Source organism: Fictibacillus barbaricus, assembly GCF_031457135.1.
GTDB classification, from domain to species: domain Bacteria; phylum Bacillota; class Bacilli; order Bacillales; family Fictibacillaceae; genus Fictibacillus; species Fictibacillus barbaricus_A.
Map to the genome: position 1 here is coordinate 110,155 of NZ_JAVDWA010000006.1, position 26,360 is coordinate 136,514.

The window sequence follows — 26,360 nt, forward strand, 5'->3', positions numbered from 1 at the left end:
GCTCTGGCTTGCAGATAATCGAGGTGCTTTTTTGTATTCTTTAGTTACATTACTTTACTACACTTCGTGAGATAGCTTCACAAGGAAAATTATGGTTGGTGTCCTTGTTCAAATATATAATATGTTCCATCAAAGTTTATTTTAAACACGAATAAATAATTTCATTTTTTACTTAGAGTTAATAATAAGTAACCATGCTCTTTATTCCACAAACGCACCCGATTCGTAATATAAGGTTAGCCAGATTTGCTGGTTGACCTTTTTTATTTGGTCTTATTATAGCGGTAGTCGGGGTAGAACATAGCACCCGTGGGACTGATCCCGTCAACAAAACTGTTCACCCCCTACTTGTATAAACATGTTTCAGGCTGGTTGGGACAAGTAAGATCCCGTTTAACAAGCGAACCTATGACATTACAAGGAGCTAAGGGGTTACCGACTAATTCTATTTCAAGGAAGGAGAATCATAGATGAATCCAGTTGTAGGTCTGGATGTTTCAAAAGGAGAAAGCCAGGTTCAAGCCTTTTTAGATAAAGGAAAACCATATCGGAAGAGCTTCAGCGTTATGCATACACTTGATGGTTTAGATAGTTTATTAGAGTTCTTGGTAGAGGTTACTAAAGTAACGGATGGAAAGAAACCTTCGGTTATTTTAGAATCAACGGGTCATTATCATCATCCAGTTGTTCAGTTTCTAGAAGATCATAATTATGTGTATATCGTGGTGAATCCACTTGTTTCTCACCGTTCCCGTAGTGCAAATCTTAGGAAAGTCAAAACGGATGCAGCAGATGCGTTTCAGCTTTGTGAATTGTTTTATAAGGAAGAGCTAGCTCCTCACCGAAGAAGAGGTATACAGCTTTTAAACCTTCGCAACCTTACGAGACAACAAGAAACGATCACAAGCAACGCTTCTCAAACTAAGCTACAACTCCAATCGGTATTAGATCAAGTATTCCCTGAATATCGAGGTGTTTTTGGAAACTTATACTCTAAGGTCTCTTTACGAATGTTAGATGCCTTTCCAACATCCGAAACCGTCTTACTAGTAAGTGAAGCAGAATTGAGAGATAAAATCGCTTCATTATGTAGGAGTCGTTCAGAAAAATGGGCAATGGATAAAGCTCAGAAGTTAAGAGAAGCTGCATTGCGTAATCCGTTTCAGAACAACTTATATGAGAGCCTGATCTTTAATCTCAAAATGCTTATTAGCATTGTTCTTCAATACGAAGAGCATCTATCCATGTTAGCCGCAGAAATAGATGCCCTCGCGAAAGAAATTGAAGAATATAAGATTATCCAATCTATCCCTGGTATTGGAGAAAAGATTGCAGCAACAATCATTTCAGAGGTAGGCGAGATAGAAAGGTTTAATCACCCAAAGAAGTTGGTTGCGTTCGCAGGAGTAGACCCTAGTGTCTATTCTTCAGGGAGATTTACAGCATCCGTTAACCGCATCACGAAACGAGGATCAAGCAGACTCAGATTAGCCTTGTTTATGGCTGTCACCTGCGGCATCCGAGATGCACGAAAGCAAAAAACAACGGATGAAATCATCCCTAGAAACAAGAAACTGCGTGAATTCTATGATAAGAAACGCGACGAAGGCAAACCCTTTAGAGTAGCCGTTATTGCATGTGTAAATAAGCTCTTACACTGGATCTATGCTCTTTTAAAGAGCAGAACGACTTACCAAGATATAGTTTAAACTCTACATCTATCCACTAGATGAAAAACCTTCCAAAGTTGAACAATAGGAAGGTTATTTGTCATGTTCAAATGTAGTATAACACGAATAAATATAGGCTTTTATTGAAAAATGTTGACAAACTATTAGCTGGTTTTATGAAGTTATGTGCTTTGAATTTCAGTTTTTATAACTAGACATTTTTTACAATAATAATAGTAAATGTTCATCTCACCGATTTGAAATTCGACTACTGAAATAAGATCAGGGTCACCAAGGTCTTGTGTAATTGTAGCAATGTACATCATTTCACGTTTGCATCTCGGGCACTCTAAATTATTAGGAACTTCCTCATACAAGGGGGCACCTAACAATCTACATACATATTCAGAACCAAATAAATCAAATGCAGCATCATAACTTTCTTCATTTATTGGAACATCTTTATCTTTCATTTCAATTAATTTCACATTGGTTTCTGGAAGTGGTACAGGTAGTTGATCTTCTTCATTTTGAGTCCAATCTTCAGTATTGTCTTGACTCAATACTTGTATAGTTCTCCCCTCATTACTTAATTGAAAATATTGTGGCTCCCACACCATTGCACAGTTTAGGCAAGAAACTAATGGTAACATACTCATTCCATCCGTTTTTAATTCTGAAAGCCTTGGATCTTTCAAATCAAAACAAAATATTTGGTGCATTTTCTTACCGCACAGTTTACAAACAGGTACTTCGCAATCTTGACCACCAAAATTATGTTTATACTCATCGATTTCTTCAATTACTCTATATCCTTTTATGCTTCTCCAGTGTTCTCCATAAGGTCTCTGTTTCATAAACATCCTCACTTATTAAAGTTAGCTTTAAAAATATTAAATTCTTTATTTTATACAAGGTTTCCTTCTTCAACAATCCTGCTACGATTGTGGAAGAAGGAGATTATGCCACATATTAGAAATATATGCTATCACTAATGAGTCTTCATTTTTTTAACCTTTACTGTACCATAAGTGCAACCAGAAAAAAGGATCGCAGCTGCAACCCTTTGTAAAACTCAAGCAATCTTTAGCTAATAAAAAAGAGCTAGTCTATTTAAAGGTGTTTATTGAACCAATCTAATACCCTATCATAATAGTCTTTTAAGTTTTCCTCTTTCCAAGTACCCTGCCAGTGTCCTTCATCATATAGGGCTAATTCCGCCGTCTTCCCAAGTCTATTTAGAGATGTAAATATGGATCCTGCCTCATCAGAACATAAATGGTCCTGTATGCCTTGAACAATTAATACTGGCACTTGAATATTTTGAAAATCAAACAATGGGGAATTTCTAATGTAACGCTCTTTATTTTCCCATAAAGTTGTTGCCAAATTAGCTTGTCCATCTTCAACCCATCCATAATTGAAATTAGGAGGATTAAAATTCGTATAATAACTTATTAAGTTTCCTGTACCAGATGATATTACAGCAGCTTTAAATCGTTTAATTCTTGTAATTGCAACAAGTGCAGAGTATCAACCGAAAGAATGCCCGATGATCCCAATTCTCTCAGGATCAATCTGAGGATGCTTTACAAGTTCATTTAATGCATTTTCAATTGCAATACTAATTTCTTCAGCTGGTTCGTTGCTTCTCGACATAGGTAGGTCAGGTAAAAATACAGCATAATCTCTAGTTGAAAATAAATGGTGATTATCTGCTGCGTATGAACTTAGTCCGAAAAATCTGACATTATTTGATTGCATCGAACCACCATATACACGCATTACAACAGGTACTTTACCTTTTTTATTTTTAGGCATTAAGAGTGCTCCTCTTAATTTCCGATTACCTTGTTTCCAAGTGATAAGTTGAGAAGTACCAAACTCATTTGTATTTACCTCATTTAAAGCAGATTCAACTATAATCGTTTTAGAACTCACATCGAGTACCTTAAGTGTTGGTGGTTCATTAGATGATTGTGATTGCGAGAAAAAAGGAATGATTTCGTGGACTTGATTTTTCTGATATGCGGAACCTCCTTCAAACCAAGGGATATGTGATTTAGGTTCCTCAAATATCTTTTCACTTTCACCTGTTTCATAATAAATTTTATAGAATCCATAAATAGCGTTAAACTTCTCTTCTGTTTGTACGATTACATACTTTTCAGATTGATTAGTAATTGGGAATACAGATACAATGTCTCTATCTTCAAGAGTAAAAACTTTACCTTTATTGACTTTAGATGGTGAATGCGTAAACAACCTTCCATTCACAATCATTATAATTTCACCATTTTTTAATGGGGTTGGTCCGTCAAATTCTCTCCCCATATGTATTCCTTCAGGATTAAATTCGAGTTTTGCTGAGTCTGGAAATCGAGTATTTACCGACCACAAACCACCTTCTGATAACGGACCATTAGTAGTATAAAAAATTGTTTTATTATCTAACCCCCAAGAAAAGCTCCATCCGTAATCCATCCTTACCTTTCTTTCTATTTTAGTTAGATTTGTAACACTATTTTCCTCAAGAGTGGAAACCCATAATTCGTAAACATTTTGTTGGGTATTTAATCCTTCTTCCCCCATACAATTTGTAAAAGCAAGATACTTACCATCATTTGAAATCGCCATTCCAACTGGTCTGAATCCCTTACAAAGTATTCTATATTTTCCTGTTGAAATATTAACCATTGTTAAATCCGCCCTGTAACGGTTCACCCAAGATGTATTATTATCATTAACTTCATTTGTTGTAATTGTGTTTGTTGTAAAAGTTCGTGGTTTTGAATTATAACTTTTGGAAATCGAATTTTTAAAAGATAAAGATGCACTGAAATCTGTATCATCAATCTTTTCAGTGGGCAAAGATTTAACAATGATATGAAGACCATCATTTGTCCAAATGGGCTTTTCATACCCAAAGAAAGGGCGGACAATGATTTCTGACCCGAGTTCCAAAGAACCATTAGAAGGTGTCCACAACCAGAGCTGAGCTTTACTGTTAATGTCTGCAAAGAAAGCAAGCGTTTCACTTTCAGGGGACCAAACACCGCCCCAACTACTTTTAGCTTGTTTGGAAATTGGAAAAGATTCTCCAGTTTCAAGATTACATACCCATTGAGTATTACCTTCTACAACTTGAGAAACACCCACCGAATTACTTTTTATATTACCGCCTATACAGAATGCCAACCACTTACCATTAGGAGATATGGACATTTGGACTCCATTCGCAGGCTCTTTTATATTTAGAACATCATTCACTGATAAAGGACTCATACTTTTCCACCTAATTAAAAATTTTTAATTTCTTGATTAAATGTATTACAAAAAAATATTTACATCCCATCCCATTTTCTCAAAACCCATAAGCGTACTTTTGCCATAAATATAGCTGAGAATTGAATACCACGATCAACCATAAAAACATTACTATAATTCATAGCCTCCTGGTTAAAAATACGCTATTTCTAAATACATTTCGATAAGCAAAGAAAAACCCTTATTCACAATCCTGCTACGATTGTGGAATAAGAACAACGTATTTTTATCCTTAGTACATATTCTGTTCAGGAGTTTTTAATCCTTTTCAAAAAGATTTCGTATATTATTTGGAAAGGTAATAGAAAGTAGATTAGCGTACCAAATAACCCTTTACAATAGCTTTTGTCATCATGCTAAAATGGGTGAGAGTTTGTGTGCTAATTTAGCATAGAAACCCAATAAACGTTGATAAACTAACAAAAATTAGCCAACCAATTCATTTACGAATTAGTTGGCTATTTGCATTACTTTTTTCTTTTTTTTACTCCAAAAGAGAACCCGTTTGTATAAAGCTTCCTTTGCTTTATTTAGATTCATATTGTTTTTCATCTATCGCCCTACAGGTACCCATTATTTAGCACAGTCCCCATGAATGAATTTTCATTATTAACTTAATAAGATGAATAAAATAGTATTGCTTTCTCTGTTTCAATAAAATTCACTTCATCGTTTTCCTTGTAAGATAATAAAGTAATATCTAAGGGTATACTAAAGATGGATTCTGCTTTTTCTTTTAAAACTTTCTTTAAATCTAAAACAATAGAAAGATTATTATTTTGAGAATTATCATATAAAATCAAAATATCTATATCATTAGGTTTATTTGATTTTAAAAATGATCCAAACAAATAAAATTTAACATCAGCTACTGCGGCCCCCGAAATTAATAGGCTCTCCTTCATTGTCTGTTTTAATATACTTCCAAAATTCATCAATATTTAAAGCTCCTAACAGCTCACCAGGCACAAATATTCCTATACATTCTTTTTTTGCCTCATTTTTTACTGATTTAGTATAACCATTCCAACTTGAAACTGTTAAAATCGCATTCATTTCGGGATAATTTTTTTTATGCTCAATTAAGTCTGCAATGCCTACTGTGTATTCATCAGTAATTAGTAGTCTTATATCTCTGAGATTTGATGAGCGTTTGATTAAATAATAATAATCACTTAAACGTTCTAAATTCGAGACTTTTGAATGAGAACTTAATCTATCCTCCATAAAATTAATACTGTCTTGTCTAGGTTTTTTCATTTTGCCCCTCCTCAATCATTTTGCTAAATTCTAATGGAAATGTTGGTACAGCATCCCTATCTATCCTACTTTGAGAATTCATTTCAAATGCTTCTGCATGTTCTTTAAATGAAAAAAATATTTTCTTTTGTTGGAAATTTAATAATTCTATATTATTCTCGACAACGTTAATAATTTTTTTGTTATTCGGAATTATTTTAGTAAGTTTTTTTATCGTCCAAATATCAGATACATCTGACATAGGATTGCTATTAGCTACCAATGATTCTGGTCCATATTGTTTATGAATTTGAGAATTTTCTAGTAATATCGATGCAACTTTTTCACATAAATCTGATATAGATTCTAATATTATTTCCGACAATGCTTGGTTAATTCTTTTCTCATGTTCTTCTTTCCATCTTAAAATTTCCTGAACACTAAAATTTTGCGGAGCTTTATCTATCATCCTATGATGTGTAGGACAAAGTAATATTAAATTTTCATAATTATCTCTTTCTGTTTCAGCTAAAAAAATGGCGCTGCCTCGTGGACCATTTTGACTTTTTGCAATTACATGAGCCATTTCACCAAGAGTTATAGTACCAGTCTCATAATCTCTTGTTAAATTTTCGTTGCAATATGAACAACGACCTGCAGCCCTTCCCCATAACAACTTCAAGTCTTTTTCAGATATAGACAATTTAAAACCTCCTTGATACTATATTTTACTATTAATAACAATTATATGACAGTTCTAAAAATAAAGGTTAAATGACTATACACCCCGAATTCACTAGAATTTCATACACCTTCTTCATTTATACTGCCCTTTAGTTTATGTACATTGCTTCACAATCTCTTCAATATGTTTAACATAAATATCCATTTATTTTGAAAATGAGTTACTCAACAATCTGGCCCGATTGTTGAATAAAGTGCAAAAAAAAAGTGCATTTCTCCTTCTTGAAGAAATGCACCCGATAGTCGAATACGTTCAGTTAATCCAATGAAATGGTGGTTGTATGTGCACGGGCAATATAGTTTTATCGTTGCCTTTGGCTGATTTAATCCCTTTAAGGTTAAATGGAAATGCTCCCTTTAGGGAGAATCCTATGAAACGGACTACATGTCAAATCCCGAAAACTGAGATATGATTTTTTCGTAAAATTTACCATTTTTCCATCTGGGTTCCCAAATTCCCCGTTGTCATAGACAATTTGTCCTCCTCGAATCGTCATATGGGGTTTTCCTTTTAACACTTCCCCTTCATAGGCTGACCATTGACAAAGACCATAAAGATCTTCAACTCTAACTTCCCACTGATTGTTTAAATCGACTAGAACAATGTCCGCATCCAATCCTATCTCAAGCCGACCTTTCTTGTTATCAATCCTGAATAAATCTGCCGGACCGGAAGCAAGAACTGTTACAATTTTGCACATAACTTCATCCTGTGTTAATGATGGAAAATTTTTCAACAGTCCCGTTACCAAAACGGGAAGCATTTCTTGAACACCGGGTAATCCAGGAGGGCATTTTTCGAATGCTTGATTTTTTTCTTCTGCTGTATGAGGAGCATGATCACTTCCTACAGAAGTCATGAGTCCCTCTATTAAAGAACTCCATAACCTAAACTGATCCTCTTTGTTCCTTATCGCTGGACTAAGCTTTCCTTTCGAGCCGAGATGCACACTCTCGTGTGCATCGAACCATAATTGATGTGGGGTTGTTTCATAAGTTACAGGATACCCCGCGAGGGCTGCAAGCTCTAACAACTCAGCTTCCTCAGCTGAAGAAACATGGAGCACATGTACTTGGGTGCCGTATTTTCGTACAAATTCCAATACTCGTCCAATCGCAATGATTCCTGCAGTCCGCGGAAGATGCTTTTCATAGTCAATCAGATTTGTAGGAGGGTGTTGAAGACTGCGGAAAAGGTTTAATGTTGCCTCGTCCTCCGCGTGCAGAGTAAGAAGAATGTTTTTATTTGCTGCGATTTTAAAAATCTCATCAAGCTCATCCTGATCGGAGATCACATTTTTAGCTGTATGATGGCCAGTGAGAAAGACTTTAACACTAGCCACAGAATTTATATCCACCTCATGTAACCGAAACACATTTTTGGGCTCTACACCAAAATGAAACCCAAAATCAACAAAAGACTGACCAATGATACAATTCTCTTTATCATTAATATGATCCATGGAAGTGGTATAGGGATTAGTGTTGGGCATATCAAGTACCGTGGTCACTCCTCCAGCAACAGCAGCTTGGCTGCCTGTTTTCCATGTTTCTTTATGAGTCAAGCCAGGAGTGCGAAAATGTACATGGGAGTCAATCAAACCAGGAAGAATGTATGACCCTTTTGCATCGATTTCTTTTAGCCCTGACAGATTATCCTTATGCTGAAAAATTTTTTCAATCTTGCCGTTATTTACTGCAACACCACCCATAAACACGTTGTCCGGAAAAACAAGACGTCCATTGTATATAATCAAGTCAAAGATCATATCATCATCTCTCTTCCAGTGATCTCTTTAGCGAGATCATTCACAGGTCCCATAAGCGCGACAGCTCGAGCGTCTCTTGTCAAACGCTCAATAGCCTGACCTCGCATATAACCGCCGCCTCCCATGATTTGTTGGCAATCACGGCAGATTTTCTCGCTCACTTCAGAGGCAAAAACTTTGCTTTGATAAGATAAACTTCCACTCAACTCATCATTACCAGATGCAGCTCGTTCAACCAATGAGCGTGAAGCTTCAAGAAGAGTACTCAGTTCGGACATTTTAAAATGGAAGATTTGGTTATTGGCGAGGTTTCGCTTGATTAAATGTGCTTTAGCAAGAGTGAGAACACGATCAGATATTCCCACTGAAACAGCACCCAATGACATACCCGACTCACGAATGTGTGAAATAATTGATGGTGCTTGTCCGACGCTTCCAAGAAGTGCGTCCGGAGAAACAATACAATTGTTCATCTCAATAAAGCCCGTCGATGAACCTCTCATTCCAGATAGGTTAAGTCTGGAGTTTGCCGAAACACCAAGTGTATTGGTTTCAATCAGAAAGAACGATTGCCCCGAATTCCCATAAAGAAAGTCAGCTTCATTCTCTCCTGTTTGCACAAGAACTAAATACAAATCAGCGAGTCCAGCACCTGTCGTAAATGTTTTTTCTCCCGAAACCTTCCATTTGTCATTACCAAGAGGCTGAGCGATAGTCCCTAAGTTTTGTTTGTTAGCCCCAGCTCCTTTTTCAGACCAGGCAGAAGCTGCAAGCCATTCCCCTGAGGCAAGTAAAGGTAAATATTTATTTTTTTGTTCTTCTGTTCCCCACTCTAAAATTCTGGAGATGACTGACATATGCTGAAAAGCAATAATGGCAATTGAAGGATCGACTGAACCTAGTCTCTCAATGAGGCGGGTAGCTTCGAGAACGTTTTTTCCTAGACCCCCATATGAAAAGGGTATAAAAGTTCCTAGCAGACCCGACTCTCGGAGGACTTGTAGGGATTCAGGGGAAGTTTGACCAATTTCATCTGCATCCGCGGCGTTCTGTTCAATTACATACAGAATATGTTCCAAGTTATTTCTTACAGCAATACCGGCTGTTTCCATGGATAAATTTCTCCTTTAACTAGATTGATAGGTTCTATCAGTTGCACGTTTTTGTTTGAGATGCTGTTATACAATAGTCTGTCTTCTGGAGAAGAACCTGTTGTGATACTAGACACACAAGTAGTTCCTCCTTGAGTCACGATCTTTACCAACCCATTCTCAGAATTCATACCTTCAATCATACGGTGAACGAGTGTACCTTTAATGGCAGACGCCACACCGAGACAAGCAGTACCCGTCAACGCCAGTGTTGGGTGCCACTTTGGGACAGATATAGCGCGAACTGACAGACTTTCCTCATCGAATCGCGACACAGCTGCAATTTTTGGGAAAACACTTTCTGGATTCCAACCCAGTCTTCTAGATGCAGCATTCCGAATTCGCTGAAGTTTTTGAAATAGTTCCTCGCCAGCTTGAAACAAATCGAATTGACTGAAACAGCCCAGCATTTTAGCATCTACAAATACATAAGGATTGCCTGCGGAAATGAGTGAAACTTCTACCTCACCGTCCTCTGTCACAAGAACATCTGATGGATTACCCGTTAACAGAAAACTGCCCAGACGGGTATCACCCGTTTCAAAAAAATGAGCCGTACAATTAATCCCCTGTCGTGTAGCTTGATCAACTTCACAAACTAAACTGTTTCCGATATTTTCCACATAAACCCTGACCCTAAGTCCTGGACTAGCACTAAAAATCCACCCCCATGTAATTGCAACTTGGATAGAAGCGAGTATAGAGTGACCACAGCTTCCTGTGTATTCAAATCGGCATGTTTCCCCAGGGATAAGTTGGAAGAAAAAATAGTTCAAATCGTACATCGGATGAGTTGAAGGCTGAATAACCGCAAACTTCGTGATAGTTTCATAACCTTTCATTTCCTGCAATATAGCGTGAATAGAGCTTAATATTGGAAGGATAATCGCTGGATCGTTATCCATATTTCGACCATCAATAACAACCGTAGATGAGACACTGCCTTCTGCCTTTGCAATATAGATCAGCATGCTAAATCAAAACCTCTTCTTTTGCAGAATGAGAGCCGATTGAAACACCGAATTGCGCTGACCAGAGTTGGAACATCATTACCGACCATAATGCAAGAGCGGTCTTATCGCTCGGCTGATGTGCCTGTTGATGCATCAACAGATCTATTGTCTCCACATTAAATAAATTCTGGTTTCGGATGGTATCATGATCCAACACTTCTTGTATAAATGTAAACAATGGAAGGCCCGGTCTCATCATGGCATTAATTGGAAGCGTAAACGGCTGTTTCTTCCGGTGTAAAACGGAATGTGGGAGCAATCCTTCTGCCGAACGATACAGAATTCGTTTTACTTGTTCTCCCTTGATGCGCTCATCATCCGTAAGTTGACTTGCAAAATCGACGATCCTTGGCTGACAGAAAGGCACTCTTACTTCAACAGAATGAGCCATACTTAAATGGTCTACACGACGAAGGTGATAGTTTGGTAACCGGTATGATCGTTCGAACTCCAAGATCGTATCGAGACGATTGCCCTTTTCCCTTCTTAGTTTTTCTTCAATTGCTTTTCCCATTCTGCCTTTTTCATTTAGGTATGCTTTGTAGTCGTTACTATATAAACTCTCACGGGAACTCTGATTTATTGCTCCCAATGAATCGACGTATGGACGTATCCAATCTCCCATACAAGACATCGCTTCTTTATAGCGATCATATCCTCCGAACATTTCATCTGCTCCATCTCCAGACACAGCAACCTTAAATCCCGCTTGATTAATAGCTTCAAAAAGTGAATAGGTACTTAATGTGATTGGATCCGCGTTAGGCTGACCGAGTTGCTTCACAACCTGTGGGATGATATTTTGGAATTCCTTAGGGTCGATTATCACTTGATGGTGAATTGTACCGTTTTTCTCAGCTACTTCTCTAGCAAAAGCTTTCTCGTCAAATGGCCAGTCACCCTCATATGCGATGTTGAATGAATGGATGCCCTTTTTATGTTTGCTCGCAATCGCAGTAATAAGACTGGAATCGAGTCCCCCACTGTTTAAAGTTGAAATAGGCACATCAGCTTTAAGAAGCTCATTTACCTCATTTGTTAAATAGGACAGCAATGATTGGCTTGAAGCTTCAAAGCCCTCGATTGGCTTAGTAGCTGTTAAATAAGTTTTCCACTTACTTATTTCAGGGCAAGTCCCTGGCCTTATTTCAAGAAGTGAAGAAGCTGGAATTGTATAGATTCCTTCAAACATCGTACGTTCACCAAAAATAGCTTTAGTTGTTAAATACGAATCGATCCCTTGAAGCCATAGATTTTTCGGAATGTTTTCAAATCCAAGAAGAGAAGGCAGTTCAGATGAGAAGTAAAAAGCTCTTTTGGTTTCATCCCAGTAATAATAAAGTGATTTAATCCCTATTGGATCTGTCGCTAATAGAAGCGTATGGGATTCATTTCGAGTATCAACAACGGCAATGGCAAACATGCCATCAAGATACCGTACAAAATCTTTCCCATACTCAAAGTACATTGCTGGTAGAATTGAGCCGTCACAGTGATCATCAAAAGCATATCCTTTTTGTTCCAATTCCCCGCGAAGTGCTTCATGGTTATAAATTTCACCATTAAAAACCACACTGATATGTTCGCCAAGCTCGTAGGGCTGTTCACCGTTATCAAGATCTACGATGGAAAGTCGGTTGTTCCCAATCGCCCAGCCAGTGCCATGTTTAAAGGATTGCTGATCCGGTCCTCCAGCTAACTGTAAATTTGATACTTCTCTTAGAACGCAATCCGCTACCTTTTCTGGTCCAATGTAACCAAAGATTCTACACATCCATATATCCACTCCTATTTGTGTTTTTGGCAAGTATTGCTCAGCCAATTTAAAACAATTTTAGATAGTAGGAGGTAGAAAAAGATATTGTAAAGGAGGTCAAACTTTTACTTTCCTCCGTAAATAAACATCTATAATGCAAAAAACTTAAACGATATCAAAAGATTTAATCTTACCTTTTAAAAATCCATTTTTTCATAAGTTAGCTATATAAAAATCGCTGTTTATATCAAGAAGAGTTAAAACAAAGGTTACCCCCGGTAAATGTATTTACCCATAAAATGAAGGATGCTATAGTTTGGTGGAATCCATTGGAATACAGCCATTAGCATTACGTTTTAAGAGGATTATTTAAAGAGAGGATGAAAAAAATGATTGAATTACTTCGAAATAAAAATGCACGACTAATCATCCTAAACACATTATTTTCTGGGCTAGGATCAGGAATTATTATTATTGGAGTTTCGTGGTACCTTGTCCAATTAGATCCTAAGAATGGTGGAAGTCTGGGGTTTCCGATGTTAATTTCAGCAATAGCCACATTCTTTCTAGCTCCATACCTTGGCGTATTTATCGATCGATACTCAAGAAAACGATTTTTTATGGGATTACAGCTTTCAATGATTGTATTGAATACGGCCTTAGTTATTGCAGGGATACTCTTTTCTTTTAATTTGTTTGTCTTAACACTCATTTACTTAACAGGAACTCTCTACTTTACCGTTCATTATCCCGTTTTAAATGCCCTCGTACAGGAATTATTTTCAAGCACTCAATACAAAGAAGTAAACAGTTTATTGGAAATAGAAGGCCAAACGGCTTCAATGGTTTCCGGTGCACTGGCAGCCATCCTATTGACACCCCTCGGCTTGACCGGACTGCTCTGGATTAATGTACTGTTATATGTCCTATCAGCTATAACATTGTTTTTTATTTCTTATCACCCCAAAGAAGAAGTTGCCAATAGAGGTAAGAAAAGAATCATGATGGAGTTTTTAGAAGGTCTAGATTACTTAAATCAAAATCAAAAACTTGCTTGGTTCTTCTTATTGACCTTCTCACCTTACCTTTTAGTCCTGATGAGTAATTATCTCAATCCGATATATGTCTCTATAGCACTTGATGGTCAATCAAGTACATTCGCCATAGCAGAATTCACTTATGCATTTGGGGCAATTGTCATCGGTTTTTTGATTCAACAGTTCAGTAAGCGGTTTTCAGATACCGCTCAAATCATAATTTTTATGTTTTTATTCGGCATTTCTTTCTATAGCCTCTCCATTTTGCATTTCAATACGCTCCTTTGGACTGTCATGGCCATCATGGGCTTTTGTAATGCTGGCAGCCGAATCATTAGAAACACATTAATAATGATCCATGTCCCACCACAATACTTAGGTCGTGTAAATACAACCTATCAAGTCATTACAACACTTTTTAGAGTGGTTCTTCTTACAGTATTCTCTGGAATCATGAGTAATGACGTTATCACTTACTTATATGCAGGTCTAGGTGTTGCATTGCTTTTGTTCTCTATCATCTCTCTTCCGTTAAGTAAGTCAGTGATTTTAGAGCAAACAACAGAATCAAAACTAAAAGCAGTAAAGTAAGAAGACTTAAAACAAACCGGCTACACTTTGAGTTACACAAGGTAAAATCCATTTAACTTCTACTCGTCGAGTATTAGGTATATGACAATGATAGAGATAAATGCAAATCAGAAAGCGGGGTTATTAAAATGAAGAAACATATTGCGTTTTTAGAAAGTAATTTATCTGGATCAGGATTTGAAGGATTGAAAGTGGCGAAAGAAATGGGATACCACGTCACTTTCTTAACCCGGGATCTTCAACGATATCTTGATGTTCCTGGTGGATCAGACTATTTTGATCATTATGTTGATGATATTCGTTGTTGCGAAACTAACTCTGTTGAAGATGTACTTCATGAAATTCATAAGGAAATACAAGAAAAAACCTTTTCAGCTTTTTTAACTTTAGGTGAGTATGATGTACCCGTTGCAGCTAAAGTAGCCACTCACCTGGGTCTCCCTACCTTAGATCCAACAGCAGCAACAATCGCTAGAAACAAATATCTTACCCGTGTTTATTGTGAAAAATCCAATGTTCCCATTCCTAGATTTAAAGCTGTGAGAGAGAAAGATGAACTACAGGAAATAATGGGTTATATCGGATTTCCATGTATCTTAAAACCTGTAGATGAAACAAGCAGTACTGATGTAGTCAAATGTGGAGATTTAAATGAATTGGTCTACCACTTTGATGCAATTAAGAATAAGGGTGAAAACACAAGAGGTCAAAGTCGAACAAACCAGGAATTGCTGATAGAAGAATACATGGTTGGATATGAAGTCAGCATCGAGGTGTTAACTCATAACGGAAAACACGAGGTTATCGGGGTAACTGATAAATTTTTATCTGCCGGGAAGCACTTCGTTGAAATAGGTCATTCCTTCCCTTCAGGTTTACCTGAAAAGATTGTAAAAGAGTGTGAGCAGGTTGCTGTCGACTCACTTGATGCAATTGGTTTCAATATGGGAGCATCTCACATCGAAGTGAAAGTGACAAAAGAAGGAGTAAAATTAATAGAGATTAACGCTCGACCTGGAGGAGACAAGGTTCCAACACTTGTGGAACTGAGCTTGGGATATTCAATCGTCAAAGACGTACTCAAACTATATATGAATGAAACTCCTGATCTATTTGATAGAAAACTGGTAAAAAAAGGGGCGGCCATTCGATTTATTACTGCTTATCCAGGTGTTATTCAACATTTATCCGGCAGTGAAGATGTGTGCATGCTACCTGGAATTCAGCAGTTCGTTATGTCTGCCGCAGTTGGAACTGTTGTGAAACCACTTGATCGAAACGGTCATCGTTTAGGGCATGTGCTCGTCGTTGCCGATTCACCTTTTGAAGCTTCACGTATCGCAGATACAGCAATCGGTCAACTCTCTATTCAAACCAATCCATTGTCGAAGGAAGTCGCCGCCTATGCAAACCAAATCTAAGGAAAAAATTTTTAACAGTGTATTAGAATTAATTGGAAATACGCCGCTAGTAAAGTTAAACAAGATAAATAACGGAGCTGACATTCTAGCAAAACTAGAAATGTACAACCCTACTTCGAGTGTAAAAGATCGAATTGGTCTAACCATGATTGAGTCAGCTGAACATGCAGGAATGATTACACCTGGTAAAACGGTGATTATAGAACCCACTTCAGGAAATACAGGGATCAGCTTAGCTCTTGTTGGACTAATTAAAGGTTATCGTGTAATGATTGTTATGCCTGACAGCATGAGTGTGGAAAGAATAAAAATGATGCAAAGCCTTGGCGCCACTGTCATTCTAACACCTGGTGCGGAAGGTTTTCTGGGCACTATCGAAAAAGCAAAGAACATCCGTGATAGGACGCCTGATTCCTGGTTACCTCTTCAATTTGAAAATCCCTATAATCCGATCGCACATCTAAAAACAGGAGAAGAAATATGGCGTGATACAGCAGGGAAAATAGATGTCCTCGTTGCCGGTGTTGGAACTGGCGGGACACTAAGTGGCACAGCTGAACACCTTAAAAAGTATAACCCAAATATTAAAGTCATCGCTGTCGAACCTGAAGAATGTGCGTTACTTACAGGAGGAAATGCTGGTCTTCATAGGATCCAAGGCTTATTGGGAGGGTTTATCGCAAAAACGACTGATCTCAGCCTAATCGATGAAGTCATCCCATGTTCATCTGAAAATGCACTTGAGACGATGAAAGAACTTACGAAGCAAGAAGGTCTTTTTGTAGGAATATCATCTGGAGCAGCTATGTGGGCTGCCCGTGAAATTTCTAAACGGTCTTTTTTCCATGGTAAGCGGATTGTTGTCATATTTCCAGACTCAGGAGAACGTTATTTAAGTGTCATATAATGTTTCACAACAAATTGAGAGAGCAATCAAGAATACGCCCTTTATGTGTTTGGTATTCTTTTTAAGTCTTGTAGCCGATAAGATTTATTCAATTATACAGAAACAAAAATGTATCAGATATTTCGGATCTTGGGATATCTGATTTTTTTTGGGGATTTATTTCTGATTAAGTTATTAAAATATTTTGGCAAGATTCACATAGTTAAATTAGGTTATATGGTAATATTGAAGAGATAGGTAGGAAGATAGTTGGTGGGATGAAAAACGATAGGAGTTATGATCTATGATTGGTAAAAGGATTAAAGAAGCACGCACTCAGATAGGTATTTCCCAGCGCCAACTTGCCGGCGAAGACATGACAAGAGCCTATATCAGTTTAATTGAAAAAGGGCATGCGATACCATCAGAAAAAACGCTGCGTATAATAGCAAATCGGCTAGATAAACCTTTATCTTATTTCATGGGTGATGAAGACGAAGACAGTACAGAAATCTCTGAAGCCATGCTAGAAAGAGCCATTAATAAAGCGAAGGAAGGCCACATAGAATCGGCCCTGAACATTGCAAATAGAATCTTCTCCACTACTCAATCCCTTCCTGTAACAGTAGATACATATTTTTTTATTATGGAAACAAAGCTGAATCAAGGTCTTTATGATGAAGTATTAGATTATGGAGAGGAAGCGCTTCCAGAAATACTGGCGTTAAAAGATCGACACGCGATCGTCCGCTATTATATGCTCATAGGAAAAGCTGCATTCCGGACAGAAAACTTTTCTCTAGCAAAAAAATCATATGAGAAGGCTGTAAAATATAGTAATCAACTCAAAAAACTACAAGATGAAAAAATAAAGGCTTTAGCTTTTCTGGGTACTACTTGCATTCGTTTAGGAAATATTAAAGAAGCGATAGAGTACTATATCGAGGCTGAGAAAGAAGTATCACTTACGGGCAACCGGTTATTCCACGGCCAGATTCTTATGGGTCTAGGAAAAGCGTATATGAAAACAAATGAATACGAGAACTCGTTGATTTGTGCTGAAAAATCCATAGCTTTACTAGGTGATTATGAGCAAGAAATGGTCTACGCCCTCCATAATAAAGCGATTGCGAATTACTTGCTTGGTAAAGAGGAAGAAGCGATTTATATCCTCAAGGAATGTTTACAAATCTATAAGAACAGTAATCAATCTTTAAAACAGGCTTTTATATTAGAAGAACTTACTAAAATCAGCATCGAAAAAGAGGACTTCGATAAAGCTAAGCAATATTGCGAAGAGGCAATCAAACTACTTGAGATAGAAGACGACGGAATCCTAAGAGGGAAATTGTATCGGGAAATGGGACAAATTTTACGATTTGAGGGGCAATTGGATCAGGGGTATTACTTCTTAAGGATGAGCTATGACTTGCTTATTCGATTAAAAGCTACTAATGAAGCTGGAGAAAGCCTTCGCTTATTAAGTGGAAGTGTGACAGCAGTATCAGACAAACAAAAATAAAAAGAAGCTGGAACTTTTTCGGCTTCTTTTTATTTTCGGTATCTTACCTTAAAAGACTTGTAAATGCTAGAAACTGAGTTTGTGAATCGATTAGGTTAATATATTATTTAATTAAATAAATCCATCCATTTTTTTTCATTTGTTGAAACGTGTTTAAGATTATGCCGAAAAATCTTGCTTAATAATAGGTGTTGGATCGATCGCTTCCGCCACTCGATAATCTTGCTTGATAATAGGCGTTGGATCGATCGCTTCTGCTACTCTATAATCTTGCTTGATAATAGGCGTTGGATCGATCGCTTCTGCTACTCTATAATCTTGCTTGATAATAGGCGTTGGATCGATTGCTTCCGCCACTCTAAAATCCTGTTTAACAATAGGTGTCGGATCGATTGCTTCAGACAAATTAATTGGTCCTTTTTCTATAAATAAAAATCCGAAAGTTCCTGTCCCTAATATAGTTAATGATAGTGCAATCCCTGCAAATAATTTTTTCAACTTTTTCTGCCTCCTAAGCAATTTTGTCTGGTTTATTTAATTAACCTTAATTAATTTTCTCCTATTTTCTTACCGTGGGGTATCCGTTAAAAATCATTTACCTTATGTAAATAAAATAAGAACCTAACTAAATACTTTCAGAGAAACAATCCTCATTTTCTAACTGGATATTACATTTATTTCAAAATATTACAATTTAATCATAGCAAAAGAAGGATAAAAATAGTAAAAATTTACAAAATTTATTTTATTTATTAGTAGTTACGTATCCTTCAACGTTTGCTAGTGCTCAACTTCTTTATATCGAATATTTATTTCCAACTAAAACCAATTAAGCAATAATTACAACAAAAAGAGCAACCATACTTGGCTGCTCTTTTTGTTCAAATTGATAGGAATTTTACATCATTAAGTTTTATTTAATAGAAGTAAAAAGCTTTCCATTAACGGCTTCAGCATATATGTTCGCTGATTGTAGAACACAGGATTTTGCTTCTGCTTTAATGACACTTTTGAATGCATCGTATAACCGATTAAATGTAAATGTATTTATCCTGCTCGCTATTCTTTCAACAGTTGTACTTGGCAGCGGAATATAATTATCGTAACTATACATAAAACTTACCATCTGTTGGTCAGCAACAACTCGCATGATATCCCCAACCATTAATATTCCGTTCTGGTTATTGCCATTTTTCCATTCTAAAACCGTACCGCCTTTAAAATGTCCGCCAATTCTCTGAAGATTGACACCTTCTTGTAATTCAAGTGATTCCCCAGACCAAAAAACGATTTTATCACTTTGTCTAGTTACCCATTCTTTATCATCCTCATGGATATAAACAAGTGCATCAAAAGCTTCCGCCCATTCTATTTGACTTGAAAAGTAGTGAGGATGGGATAAAGCAATTGCATCGATTCCACCTAATTCTCTAATTTTTGTAATTGTATCCTGGTCGATATACGTAATACAATCCCACATTAAATTAAAATTTTTCTCTTGAACAAGATAGGCGGTTTGTCCACTTCCAAAACTTGGACTCGTTTTTATACCATATAAGCCATCTTCTTCAAGATTAATACTATTTTTATACAATCCAATTTTAGTCATCGTTTCTAATGTTGTCCAAGTCTGTCCATTAGGGTTCACATATTGTCTTTGTTCCTCACATATCAAACATTGAACGGGTACTTCATTTGAATTTTCATATTGAACTCCACATGTCTCGCAAATATAATGATTCAACAAATCATGCCCCCATATATATAGTAATTCACACATAAACTATTATAAACAAATAAGGAAATATTTAGAATACATTTTAATCATTCACAACGATTCTTTGTTGGTTAAATTCATTGTCATGTCATGCTAGTTAAAAGAATGATAGTTTCGATGTTGCAATTTTTCTTACAAAATACAATGTTAATTGTATTTTTTTCTACAATGCCGAACCCGTAACTATAAAGTATTCCATTCTTCCTGCTTCGTAAAAAACACTCAGGGAAATACCCTGAGTGTCAGTTCATTTCATATGCAGATGTTATTTTCTTGTTCTGTCTTTTCAAACAAATCAGGTCGGTTTTTTCTAAGTTGAAGCATATTAGCAAAATCAATGACTTCATTGGTCAGATCGTTTATTTTTTCCAGCAAATCTACATTGATACAACGACCATCTTCAAAAAAAACACCGTCAACCACGATCTGCTCGGCTAACACCATCCCATAAAGGCCGCGTAGGAAAGTACGCATACTGTTCAAACAGTTTATACCGCCTTTGCCTCCACCTGAAGTGGCAATGATACCAATCGGTTTTCCTTTGATTTGCTCACCAGAGACGAAATCAAAGGCATTTTTCAGCACTCCTGAGAATGAATTATGGTACTCTGGTGAAGCTACGATAAGACAGTCCGCAAGATTCATACGTTCAACAAAGCTTTCCGCTTGCTTACGATTTTCGAGTGAACCATCAAAAATAGGAAGAGGTGTTTCTTTCAGATCAAAAAAGTCGACTTTCACTTCTTGAACATCATCTAAAAATTTTTCTAATTGCTTTAAAAGGCTCCTTGTTGATGATACTTCGCGTACGCTGCCGCAAACTAATGCTATTCTCATTAAAAACATCCCTTTCTCTTGAAATTGCTTTTTCTTTTAAACGCAGTACATCCAGTAAGTCAGATACGTTATTAACGATATACGTAGGATTCTCACCGAGTAATTCTTCTTCTGATCCATATCCGAAAGTGACACCTACTGAATCAACACATGCAAGATTCGCGCCTATTATGTCATGTTTACGGTCCCCAACCATGATGACTGAATCTTTATCTATCTGAGGTTGAGTGAGAAGTATATGCTCGATGATATCTACTTTTTTTGACCTTGTACCATCAAGGTTACTACCGATGATTGAGACAAAAAAGTGGTCTAACTTGAAGTGTCTTAAAATGATTTCTGCGAAAACGGTTGGTTTTGATGTAGCCACATGTAGCTCCACACCGTCTTCTTTTAATGCCGTTAACATCTCATGAATGCCCTCTATCACTTCATTTTCATAAAGTCCTTTACTTCGAAATCGCTCTCTGTAAAATTCCACAGCTTTAGTCGATTGAGCTGCATCGAGTCCGTAGTATTCCCGAAAAGATTCATCAAGAGGGGGACCAATAAAACATTCAAGCACACGTAGATCCGTTACATGTATATTAAATTTGCTAAGAGCATACTGGACACACTGGGTTATCCCAAGCTTAGGATCCGTTAAAGTGCCATCCAAATCAAACAATACATGTTTGTAAGATTTCATAAGTACCTCCTATACGAGTTCTAACGTACAATTTTTAAGATGCTGCAGTTCATACGCAACCTGAGCGCCAACTCTAGCATTATCTTTTACAAGTTCAATAGCTGCGACCAGACTCTTGCCTTCTGTATATTCTTTCACACGTTTTAATAGAAATGGGGTAACAGCTTTTCCGTTAATGTTTTCTTTTTTCGCTTCTGAGAGTGCTTTTTCAATAATAGATTCAATAAATGATTCTTCCAAAGCGAACTCAGTCGGTACCGGGTTATTGATTAAAACGCTACCATCCATTTGTAGTGTGTGCCATTTTGTAAAGAGAAGTTTAGCCGTATCAGCTGCCGAATTCATGCGAGCATCAACTTTATAGCCACTCTTTCTTGCAAAGAATGCAGGAAAGTCATCCGTTTGAAAACCGAGGACAGGAATCCCCTTTGTTTCCAGATATTCAAGCGTCAAACCTAGATCTAGAATGGATTTAGGTCCCGATGTCACCACCGCAACACTGGTATTTGCTAACTCTTCTAGATCAGCTGATATGTCCATGGTAATTTGAGCTTCTCGGTGAACTCCACCGATTCCACCTGTAACAAATACTTGAATACCAGCAAGTTCTGCAAGAATCATAGAAGACGCTACAGTCGTTCCGCCATTTTTCTTTTGGGAAACAACAAACGGTAGGTCACGGCGGCTTACTTTGATGACATCATCCGCAGTGGCTAGGAAGTCGATTTCTTCTTCCGTAAGACCAATTTTAATCTCACCCTCAATAATTGCTACAGTTGCGGGTACTGCTCCGTGTTCCCTTACAATTTTTTCAACAGCTAATGCTGTTTCTTTGTTTTGTGGATAAGGCATACCGTGAGAAATAATGGTAGATTCTAGTGCCACAATTGGTCTATTAGCAGCGATTGCATCCATAACTTCTTTAGAATAGATAAGTTGTTTTTTTAAGTTTTCCATTTCATTTCACTCCTTTATTTGACTTCAGGTGACAAACCAGCAAGTGTGTAAAAATTCACATCAAACGGTACAGGACCACCACATGTAACAAAACGTTTCGCATTTAGTCCCACATCAGGGTTTCTAGTACCATGATAGATATTCTCTGGTGAATAAAGAATGTCTCCTTCTTCGAAATCAATCCATTCACCGTCAAGGTGAACTTGGCCTTTACCCTCAACCCCTATGAATAGTTCTTCAGAAATGGGATGGGAATGAACCCCAAAATTTTGTCCCGGTTCTTGAATGCCGCAATGCAGACTAAGATGTGAACAACCTGTCCCTGGCCAGAATAGGAAGTTCATGTTAGCTGGAGAATTATTTGTTTGGGTTGGATCAGTTCCCATGAATCCTTCAAAAATTGTCTCATTGTTAAACAAATGATTAAAATGACGAGGAGAAGTAGACGTTTTACTACCAGGTAACAAGTCACTCTGCCAGATATAAATACGCGTTTCCTCCGCCGCTTCAATCGAATAGGCAAGTCCCGTTGGAGCATAAAGGGAAGCATTTTTCTCAACGGTTTGACTCACATCACCGATTGTGGCTTTCCCACCACCACTAAAAATCACCACGATTACTTCTTGATTTTTTGCCATTTCGCAGCAGGTCCATATTTCTCCTTTCGGAATGTCCACAACAACTCCTGTGATATTTATGGATCCCAGTTCTTTGCGGATCGGATGCGCTAACGAAAATGGACCAGATTGTTCCCAAATAAAGTCTTTCTTTCGAATTACGGCACCTCTTGTTAGCTCATTTACGGATATCGCCATATTCTTTCCTCCTCATAATTGCTGTACTCAACATCAGTATAGGATAACGAAAGAAGTGAGTAACCAGTAAGGAGAGTTAACATGTTATTTACGGGGGTAAATAGCGTTGACTATTGACGGATTGGGCATAAAATAAAGAATATCTCAACTTGAGGAGGGACAAAAATGCAACGTGAAAAACGTCAGATCATAACGCTACAGGGATTTTATTTATTTGCATTTTTTGGGGTAGGAAGCCTCTTTCCATTATTAAGTGTGTATTTAAGCGAGGTAGAAAAATTAAACGGATCCCAAATTGGATTGATTATGTCGCTAGGTCCAATTATCATGATTTTCTTACAGCCAATATGGGGGATGATCTGTGATTATACACAGGCGCCAACGAAAGTATTAACGGTTACCGTTCTATTTACTGGAGTATCAGGCATTGGTTATCTGGTATTTGGCCAGTTAAATTGGTTTATTGGAACAGCCATAGCCATAGCTATTTTCCAGAGTGCAATCATCCCTGTATCCGACAGTATTACTTTAAAGTACACAAGCAAAATAAATTATAGCTATGGAAACATCCGATTGTTTGGCTCATTAGGTTTTGGCCTTGCCGTATTTGTGATGGGAAAACTCTCTGAATCTAGCTTAGGACCCAAAGTTATTTTTTATTCTTTTTTACTAGCGTTATTCGTCGCATCCGTTTTAGCTTGGCTTGCACCAAGAGAACGACAAATAACAAAAGTAAATCTAGGAGAAGGCGTTAAAAAATTATTTGTCTATCGTAAGTATATCCTCTTCTTAGCAATCACTTTTATGATTTTTGCACCCAATCTTTCAAACAATACATACTTTGGCTTGTTAGTAGAAGATAGTGGAGGCCGATATACTGGTATAGGTATTGCATTTATGTTGGCAGTTTGTATGGAGATTCCCTTCATGAGAATGTCTGGTCGTTTGATAAAGCGTTATGGAATCTTATCTGTCATATTACTTGCTGGCATAGGATCACTAATACGTTGGGTTTTATATTACTTTGAACCAAATATGACAATCATTTACCTTTCAACCGTGATTCAGGGATTTTCTGTCGGATTATTCATTCCTGCCGGTCTTCAGTTCATTAAGCAAATAGCGCCAGTCAACATGGAAGCAACAGCCGTTACATTTTATGCTGCAGTCGGAAACGGCATTGGTAACTGGTTTTGTACATTCATGGGTGGATACCTCTATGAATTCTATAATATCCATATCGTTTATCTCTTCTTTAGCGGGTTAGCTTTTATAGGTGTAATCCTTACAATCATACTGATTCTAACAGAAAATGCTTATACAAAAATAACTCAGGTTGCAAAATCTCATTAAGTAAAGAGGAGCTATCTTTACTAGATATCTAATTTCGAATAGAACTTTAATGAATAATTTCTGGCCATTGAATTTTTAAAGTTTTATTCAAAGGTACTTATTTTAAATTACGTAGCTTAATGATGATGGTTTTACATTACAAATTTCATAAAATAATGCAAAAACGACTCGTAAATTTGAGGAGTCGTTTTTGCGTAGTCATTTTTTTATTATATATCAACAAGCCTCCTATCAACTTTGAATCCATTTACAATTTAAGTACTACAAATTTACCATGAATATTCTAAAATTGATTTTAAACTACCAAAGTTCATTCTGCATATTCACTTTGAAAACTTTTTTCTTTTATTCAAAAATCTGGTCAGTTTGTTGAATAACAAGATTGATAGTAGGAGTTTATAAACCTAGTGAATTCTGACATCAATGAGATCCATTAATTTTAATCTGCAAATTTCCTCTTGAGCATCTTGAATATGCAATTCTTTATTGAACAGAATTACTTAGTGTACCTTTCCAATCAGCAAATGATAGTCATCGTTATGAAAGTATGTAAAACAAAAGCTTCTGCCCTCTTCCATCCCTTGATAGATGGTTTCCTGTATGAGTTCCATCTGCTGTTCATCTAAAACCGGCCGTTGTTTCTTTTTTTGCACCTGATTATATTCTACTAATAACTTCACATGTTCCGGTAAGAACATCCCCTGCCATTTTATATTCCCTCGATCTCGCAGCATCTAATACCACCCATTTCATTTATCTCATAGGAACGTATGTTCTTATATTATCATGAATAGTTGAGTGGTGACTACTGGTTGTAAACAGTCTTTATTATTTGTTAAGTTTCTGTTGATTTCATGTTTTTATCAAGATTGTGAAGTAGGATAAAAAGTGAATTTATATAGGGAGGAAAAGAAATGATGAAGAGATTGAAGTTAATAATGTCTTTGGCCTTAACAGCAATCGTGTTGCCGGTATCAACCACATCGGTTTTCGCAGCACCTGAGTTAAATGATTCAACTATTGTCCCTCTTGCAAAAGCCCATGCGCACAATGACTATGAACACGAAAGACCGTTTTACGATGCACTGGACCATGGCTTTACTAGTGTGGAAGCTGATGTATGGCTGGAAGATGGTAAACTGCTTGTTGCCCATGACGAGGCAGATGTAAAACCAGAACGAACGTTAGAGTCTTTATATTTAGAACCCCTTAAACAAAAGATCACTCAGAACCAAGGATCTGTCTACAAAGATAAAAATCAAGATTTCTTACTGTGGATTGATGTTAAATCAGAAGATGTTACGACATATAAAAAGATTCATGAACAGCTCGCTAACTATCAAAAGATGCTGACGAAATTTTCAAGAGTTGGAGTCGACCAAAAAGCTGTGACCGTAATAATCTCAGGGAATCGCCCCCGAGAATTGATGGAAAACCAAGTTGTTCGTTACGCAGCGTATGATGGACGAATGGATGATCTAGATACACATGCGTCAAATGACTTTATGCCTGTTATCAGTGATAACTGGATGAAACATTTCTCATGGCAAGGAACAGGTGAAATGCCAAAGGAAGAGCGAGACAAGCTGAACCATATCGTAGAAACAGCACACAACAACGGACAGATGGTCCGGTTCTGGGCTACCCCTGACCTCTCGCTACCAAACCGTAAAGCTGTTTGGGATGAGCTTATGAAAGCAGATGTGGACTTAATTAACACTGACGATCTGTCAGGTCTACAGAAGTACCTACTCGAAAATGACCCAGATCCTACTGGGCAGCATATAAAGTGGTAAACAATTTTTAA

General features: G+C 37.1%; 23 protein-coding genes and 1 pseudogene. 7 read left to right on the top strand and 17 right to left on the bottom strand.

What is annotated here, in order from left to right:
• Positions 1-470: 470 nt before the first annotated feature.
• Positions 471-1,709: an IS110 family transposase gene (locus J2X07_RS15695; protein ID WP_310260762.1), complete on the top strand. Its 1,239-nt coding sequence runs from the start codon at positions 471-473 to the stop codon at positions 1,707-1,709.
• A gap of 143 nt (positions 1,710-1,852) precedes the next feature.
• Here the strand turns inward: J2X07_RS15695 and J2X07_RS15700 are convergent, their stop codons facing one another.
• From J2X07_RS15700 to asnB, 10 genes and pseudogenes are all read right to left on the bottom strand, one after another.
• The gene (locus J2X07_RS15700; RefSeq protein ID WP_310260766.1) at positions 1,853-2,527 is read right to left on the bottom strand and encodes a hypothetical protein; all 675 of its coding nucleotides are present in this window, start codon (positions 2,525-2,527) and stop codon (positions 1,853-1,855) included.
• Positions 2,528-2,783: 256 nt separating this feature from the next.
• Positions 2,784-3,188, bottom strand: a pseudogene (locus tag J2X07_RS15705) (alpha/beta hydrolase family protein); the annotation flags it as partial.
• Positions 3,189-3,203: 15 nt separating this feature from the next.
• Positions 3,204-4,955: a S9 family peptidase gene (locus tag J2X07_RS15710; RefSeq protein ID WP_310260768.1), complete on the bottom strand. Its 1,752-nt coding sequence runs from the start codon at positions 4,953-4,955 to the stop codon at positions 3,204-3,206.
• Positions 4,956-5,611: 656 nt separating this feature from the next.
• The gene (locus J2X07_RS15715; RefSeq protein ID WP_310260771.1) at positions 5,612-5,932 is read right to left on the bottom strand and encodes a nucleotidyltransferase domain-containing protein; all 321 of its coding nucleotides are present in this window, start codon (positions 5,930-5,932) and stop codon (positions 5,612-5,614) included.
• Complete coding sequence (locus J2X07_RS15720) at positions 5,862-6,257, bottom strand: hypothetical protein (protein ID WP_310260773.1); 396 nt, start codon at positions 6,255-6,257, stop codon at positions 5,862-5,864. The genes J2X07_RS15715 and J2X07_RS15720 overlap by 71 nt, the downstream gene beginning before the upstream one ends.
• Positions 6,244-6,939, bottom strand: coding sequence for an HNH endonuclease (locus tag J2X07_RS15725; protein WP_310260775.1), 696 nt, complete (start codon positions 6,937-6,939; stop codon positions 6,244-6,246). Before J2X07_RS15725 ends, J2X07_RS15720 begins: the two co-directional genes overlap by 14 nt.
• Before the next feature lie 379 nt (positions 6,940-7,318).
• Positions 7,319-8,749: a dihydroorotase gene (locus J2X07_RS15730; RefSeq protein ID WP_310260777.1), complete on the bottom strand. Its 1,431-nt coding sequence runs from the start codon at positions 8,747-8,749 to the stop codon at positions 7,319-7,321.
• Positions 8,746-9,861, bottom strand: a complete 1,116-nt coding sequence (locus tag J2X07_RS15735; protein WP_310260779.1) for an acyl-CoA dehydrogenase family protein — start codon at positions 9,859-9,861, stop codon at positions 8,746-8,748. The genes J2X07_RS15730 and J2X07_RS15735 overlap by 4 nt, the downstream gene beginning before the upstream one ends.
• Positions 9,837-10,871 (bottom strand): PrpF domain-containing protein, encoded by a 1,035-nt coding sequence (locus J2X07_RS15740; RefSeq protein WP_310260781.1) that lies wholly within the window; start codon positions 10,869-10,871, stop codon positions 9,837-9,839. Before J2X07_RS15740 ends, J2X07_RS15735 begins: the two co-directional genes overlap by 25 nt.
• 1 nt (position 10,872) lies before the next feature.
• Complete coding sequence (gene asnB / locus J2X07_RS15745; RefSeq protein WP_310260783.1) at positions 10,873-12,687, bottom strand: asparagine synthase (glutamine-hydrolyzing); 1,815 nt, start codon at positions 12,685-12,687, stop codon at positions 10,873-10,875.
• A gap of 371 nt (positions 12,688-13,058) precedes the next feature.
• Between asnB and J2X07_RS15750 the strand changes: the two genes are divergently transcribed.
• From J2X07_RS15750 to J2X07_RS15765, 4 genes are all read left to right on the top strand, one after another.
• Positions 13,059-14,297, top strand: coding sequence for an MFS transporter (locus J2X07_RS15750; RefSeq protein WP_310260785.1), 1,239 nt, complete (start codon positions 13,059-13,061; stop codon positions 14,295-14,297).
• A gap of 128 nt (positions 14,298-14,425) precedes the next feature.
• Positions 14,426-15,718: an ATP-grasp domain-containing protein gene (locus J2X07_RS15755; protein ID WP_310260787.1), complete on the top strand. Its 1,293-nt coding sequence runs from the start codon at positions 14,426-14,428 to the stop codon at positions 15,716-15,718.
• A complete protein-coding gene (gene cysK / locus J2X07_RS15760; RefSeq protein WP_310260789.1) occupies positions 15,702-16,625 on the top strand; it encodes a cysteine synthase A in 924 nt (307 codons plus the stop codon). Before J2X07_RS15755 ends, cysK begins: the two co-directional genes overlap by 17 nt.
• Before the next feature lie 283 nt (positions 16,626-16,908).
• Positions 16,909-18,126: a helix-turn-helix transcriptional regulator gene (locus J2X07_RS15765; protein WP_310260791.1), complete on the top strand. Its 1,218-nt coding sequence runs from the start codon at positions 16,909-16,911 to the stop codon at positions 18,124-18,126.
• A gap of 159 nt (positions 18,127-18,285) precedes the next feature.
• Here J2X07_RS15765 and J2X07_RS15770 read toward each other — a convergent pair whose 3' ends face one another.
• From J2X07_RS15770 to J2X07_RS15795, 6 genes are all read right to left on the bottom strand, one after another.
• Positions 18,286-18,624: a hypothetical protein gene (locus J2X07_RS15770; RefSeq protein ID WP_310260793.1), complete on the bottom strand. Its 339-nt coding sequence runs from the start codon at positions 18,622-18,624 to the stop codon at positions 18,286-18,288.
• Between the two features lie 415 nt (positions 18,625-19,039).
• Positions 19,040-19,870 carry a hypothetical protein gene (locus J2X07_RS15775; RefSeq protein ID WP_310260795.1) on the bottom strand — a complete coding sequence of 277 codons (831 nt, stop codon included), beginning with the start codon at positions 19,868-19,870 and terminating at the stop codon, positions 19,040-19,042.
• 285 nt (positions 19,871-20,155) lie between these two features.
• Entirely contained in the window at positions 20,156-20,740 is a 585-nt protein-coding gene (locus J2X07_RS15780) for an NADPH-dependent FMN reductase (protein WP_310260797.1), read from the bottom strand.
• Positions 20,655-21,428, bottom strand: coding sequence for an HAD hydrolase-like protein (locus tag J2X07_RS15785; RefSeq protein ID WP_310260800.1), 774 nt, complete (start codon positions 21,426-21,428; stop codon positions 20,655-20,657). The genes J2X07_RS15780 and J2X07_RS15785 overlap by 86 nt, the downstream gene beginning before the upstream one ends.
• Before the next feature lie 9 nt (positions 21,429-21,437).
• Positions 21,438-22,385 (bottom strand): pseudouridine-5'-phosphate glycosidase, encoded by a 948-nt coding sequence (locus J2X07_RS15790; RefSeq protein ID WP_310260803.1) that lies wholly within the window; start codon positions 22,383-22,385, stop codon positions 21,438-21,440.
• 14 nt (positions 22,386-22,399) lie between these two features.
• Entirely contained in the window at positions 22,400-23,200 is an 801-nt protein-coding gene (locus J2X07_RS15795; protein ID WP_310260806.1) for a cupin domain-containing protein, read from the bottom strand.
• Positions 23,201-23,365: 165 nt separating this feature from the next.
• Between J2X07_RS15795 and J2X07_RS15800 the strand changes: the two genes are divergently transcribed.
• Positions 23,366-24,553, top strand: coding sequence for an MFS transporter (locus J2X07_RS15800; protein ID WP_310260809.1), 1,188 nt, complete (start codon positions 23,366-23,368; stop codon positions 24,551-24,553).
• A 500-nt stretch (positions 24,554-25,053) separates the two neighbouring features.
• On the opposite strand, the gene J2X07_RS15805 is transcribed toward J2X07_RS15800, so the two are convergent.
• Positions 25,054-25,287 (bottom strand): YolD-like family protein, encoded by a 234-nt coding sequence (locus J2X07_RS15805; RefSeq protein WP_310260811.1) that lies wholly within the window; start codon positions 25,285-25,287, stop codon positions 25,054-25,056.
• Positions 25,288-25,467: 180 nt separating this feature from the next.
• Between J2X07_RS15805 and J2X07_RS15810 the strand changes: the two genes are divergently transcribed.
• The gene (locus J2X07_RS15810) at positions 25,468-26,349 is read left to right on the top strand and encodes a phosphatidylinositol-specific phospholipase C/glycerophosphodiester phosphodiesterase family protein (RefSeq protein WP_310260816.1); all 882 of its coding nucleotides are present in this window, start codon (positions 25,468-25,470) and stop codon (positions 26,347-26,349) included.
• The last annotated feature ends 11 nt before the right edge of the window (positions 26,350-26,360 follow it).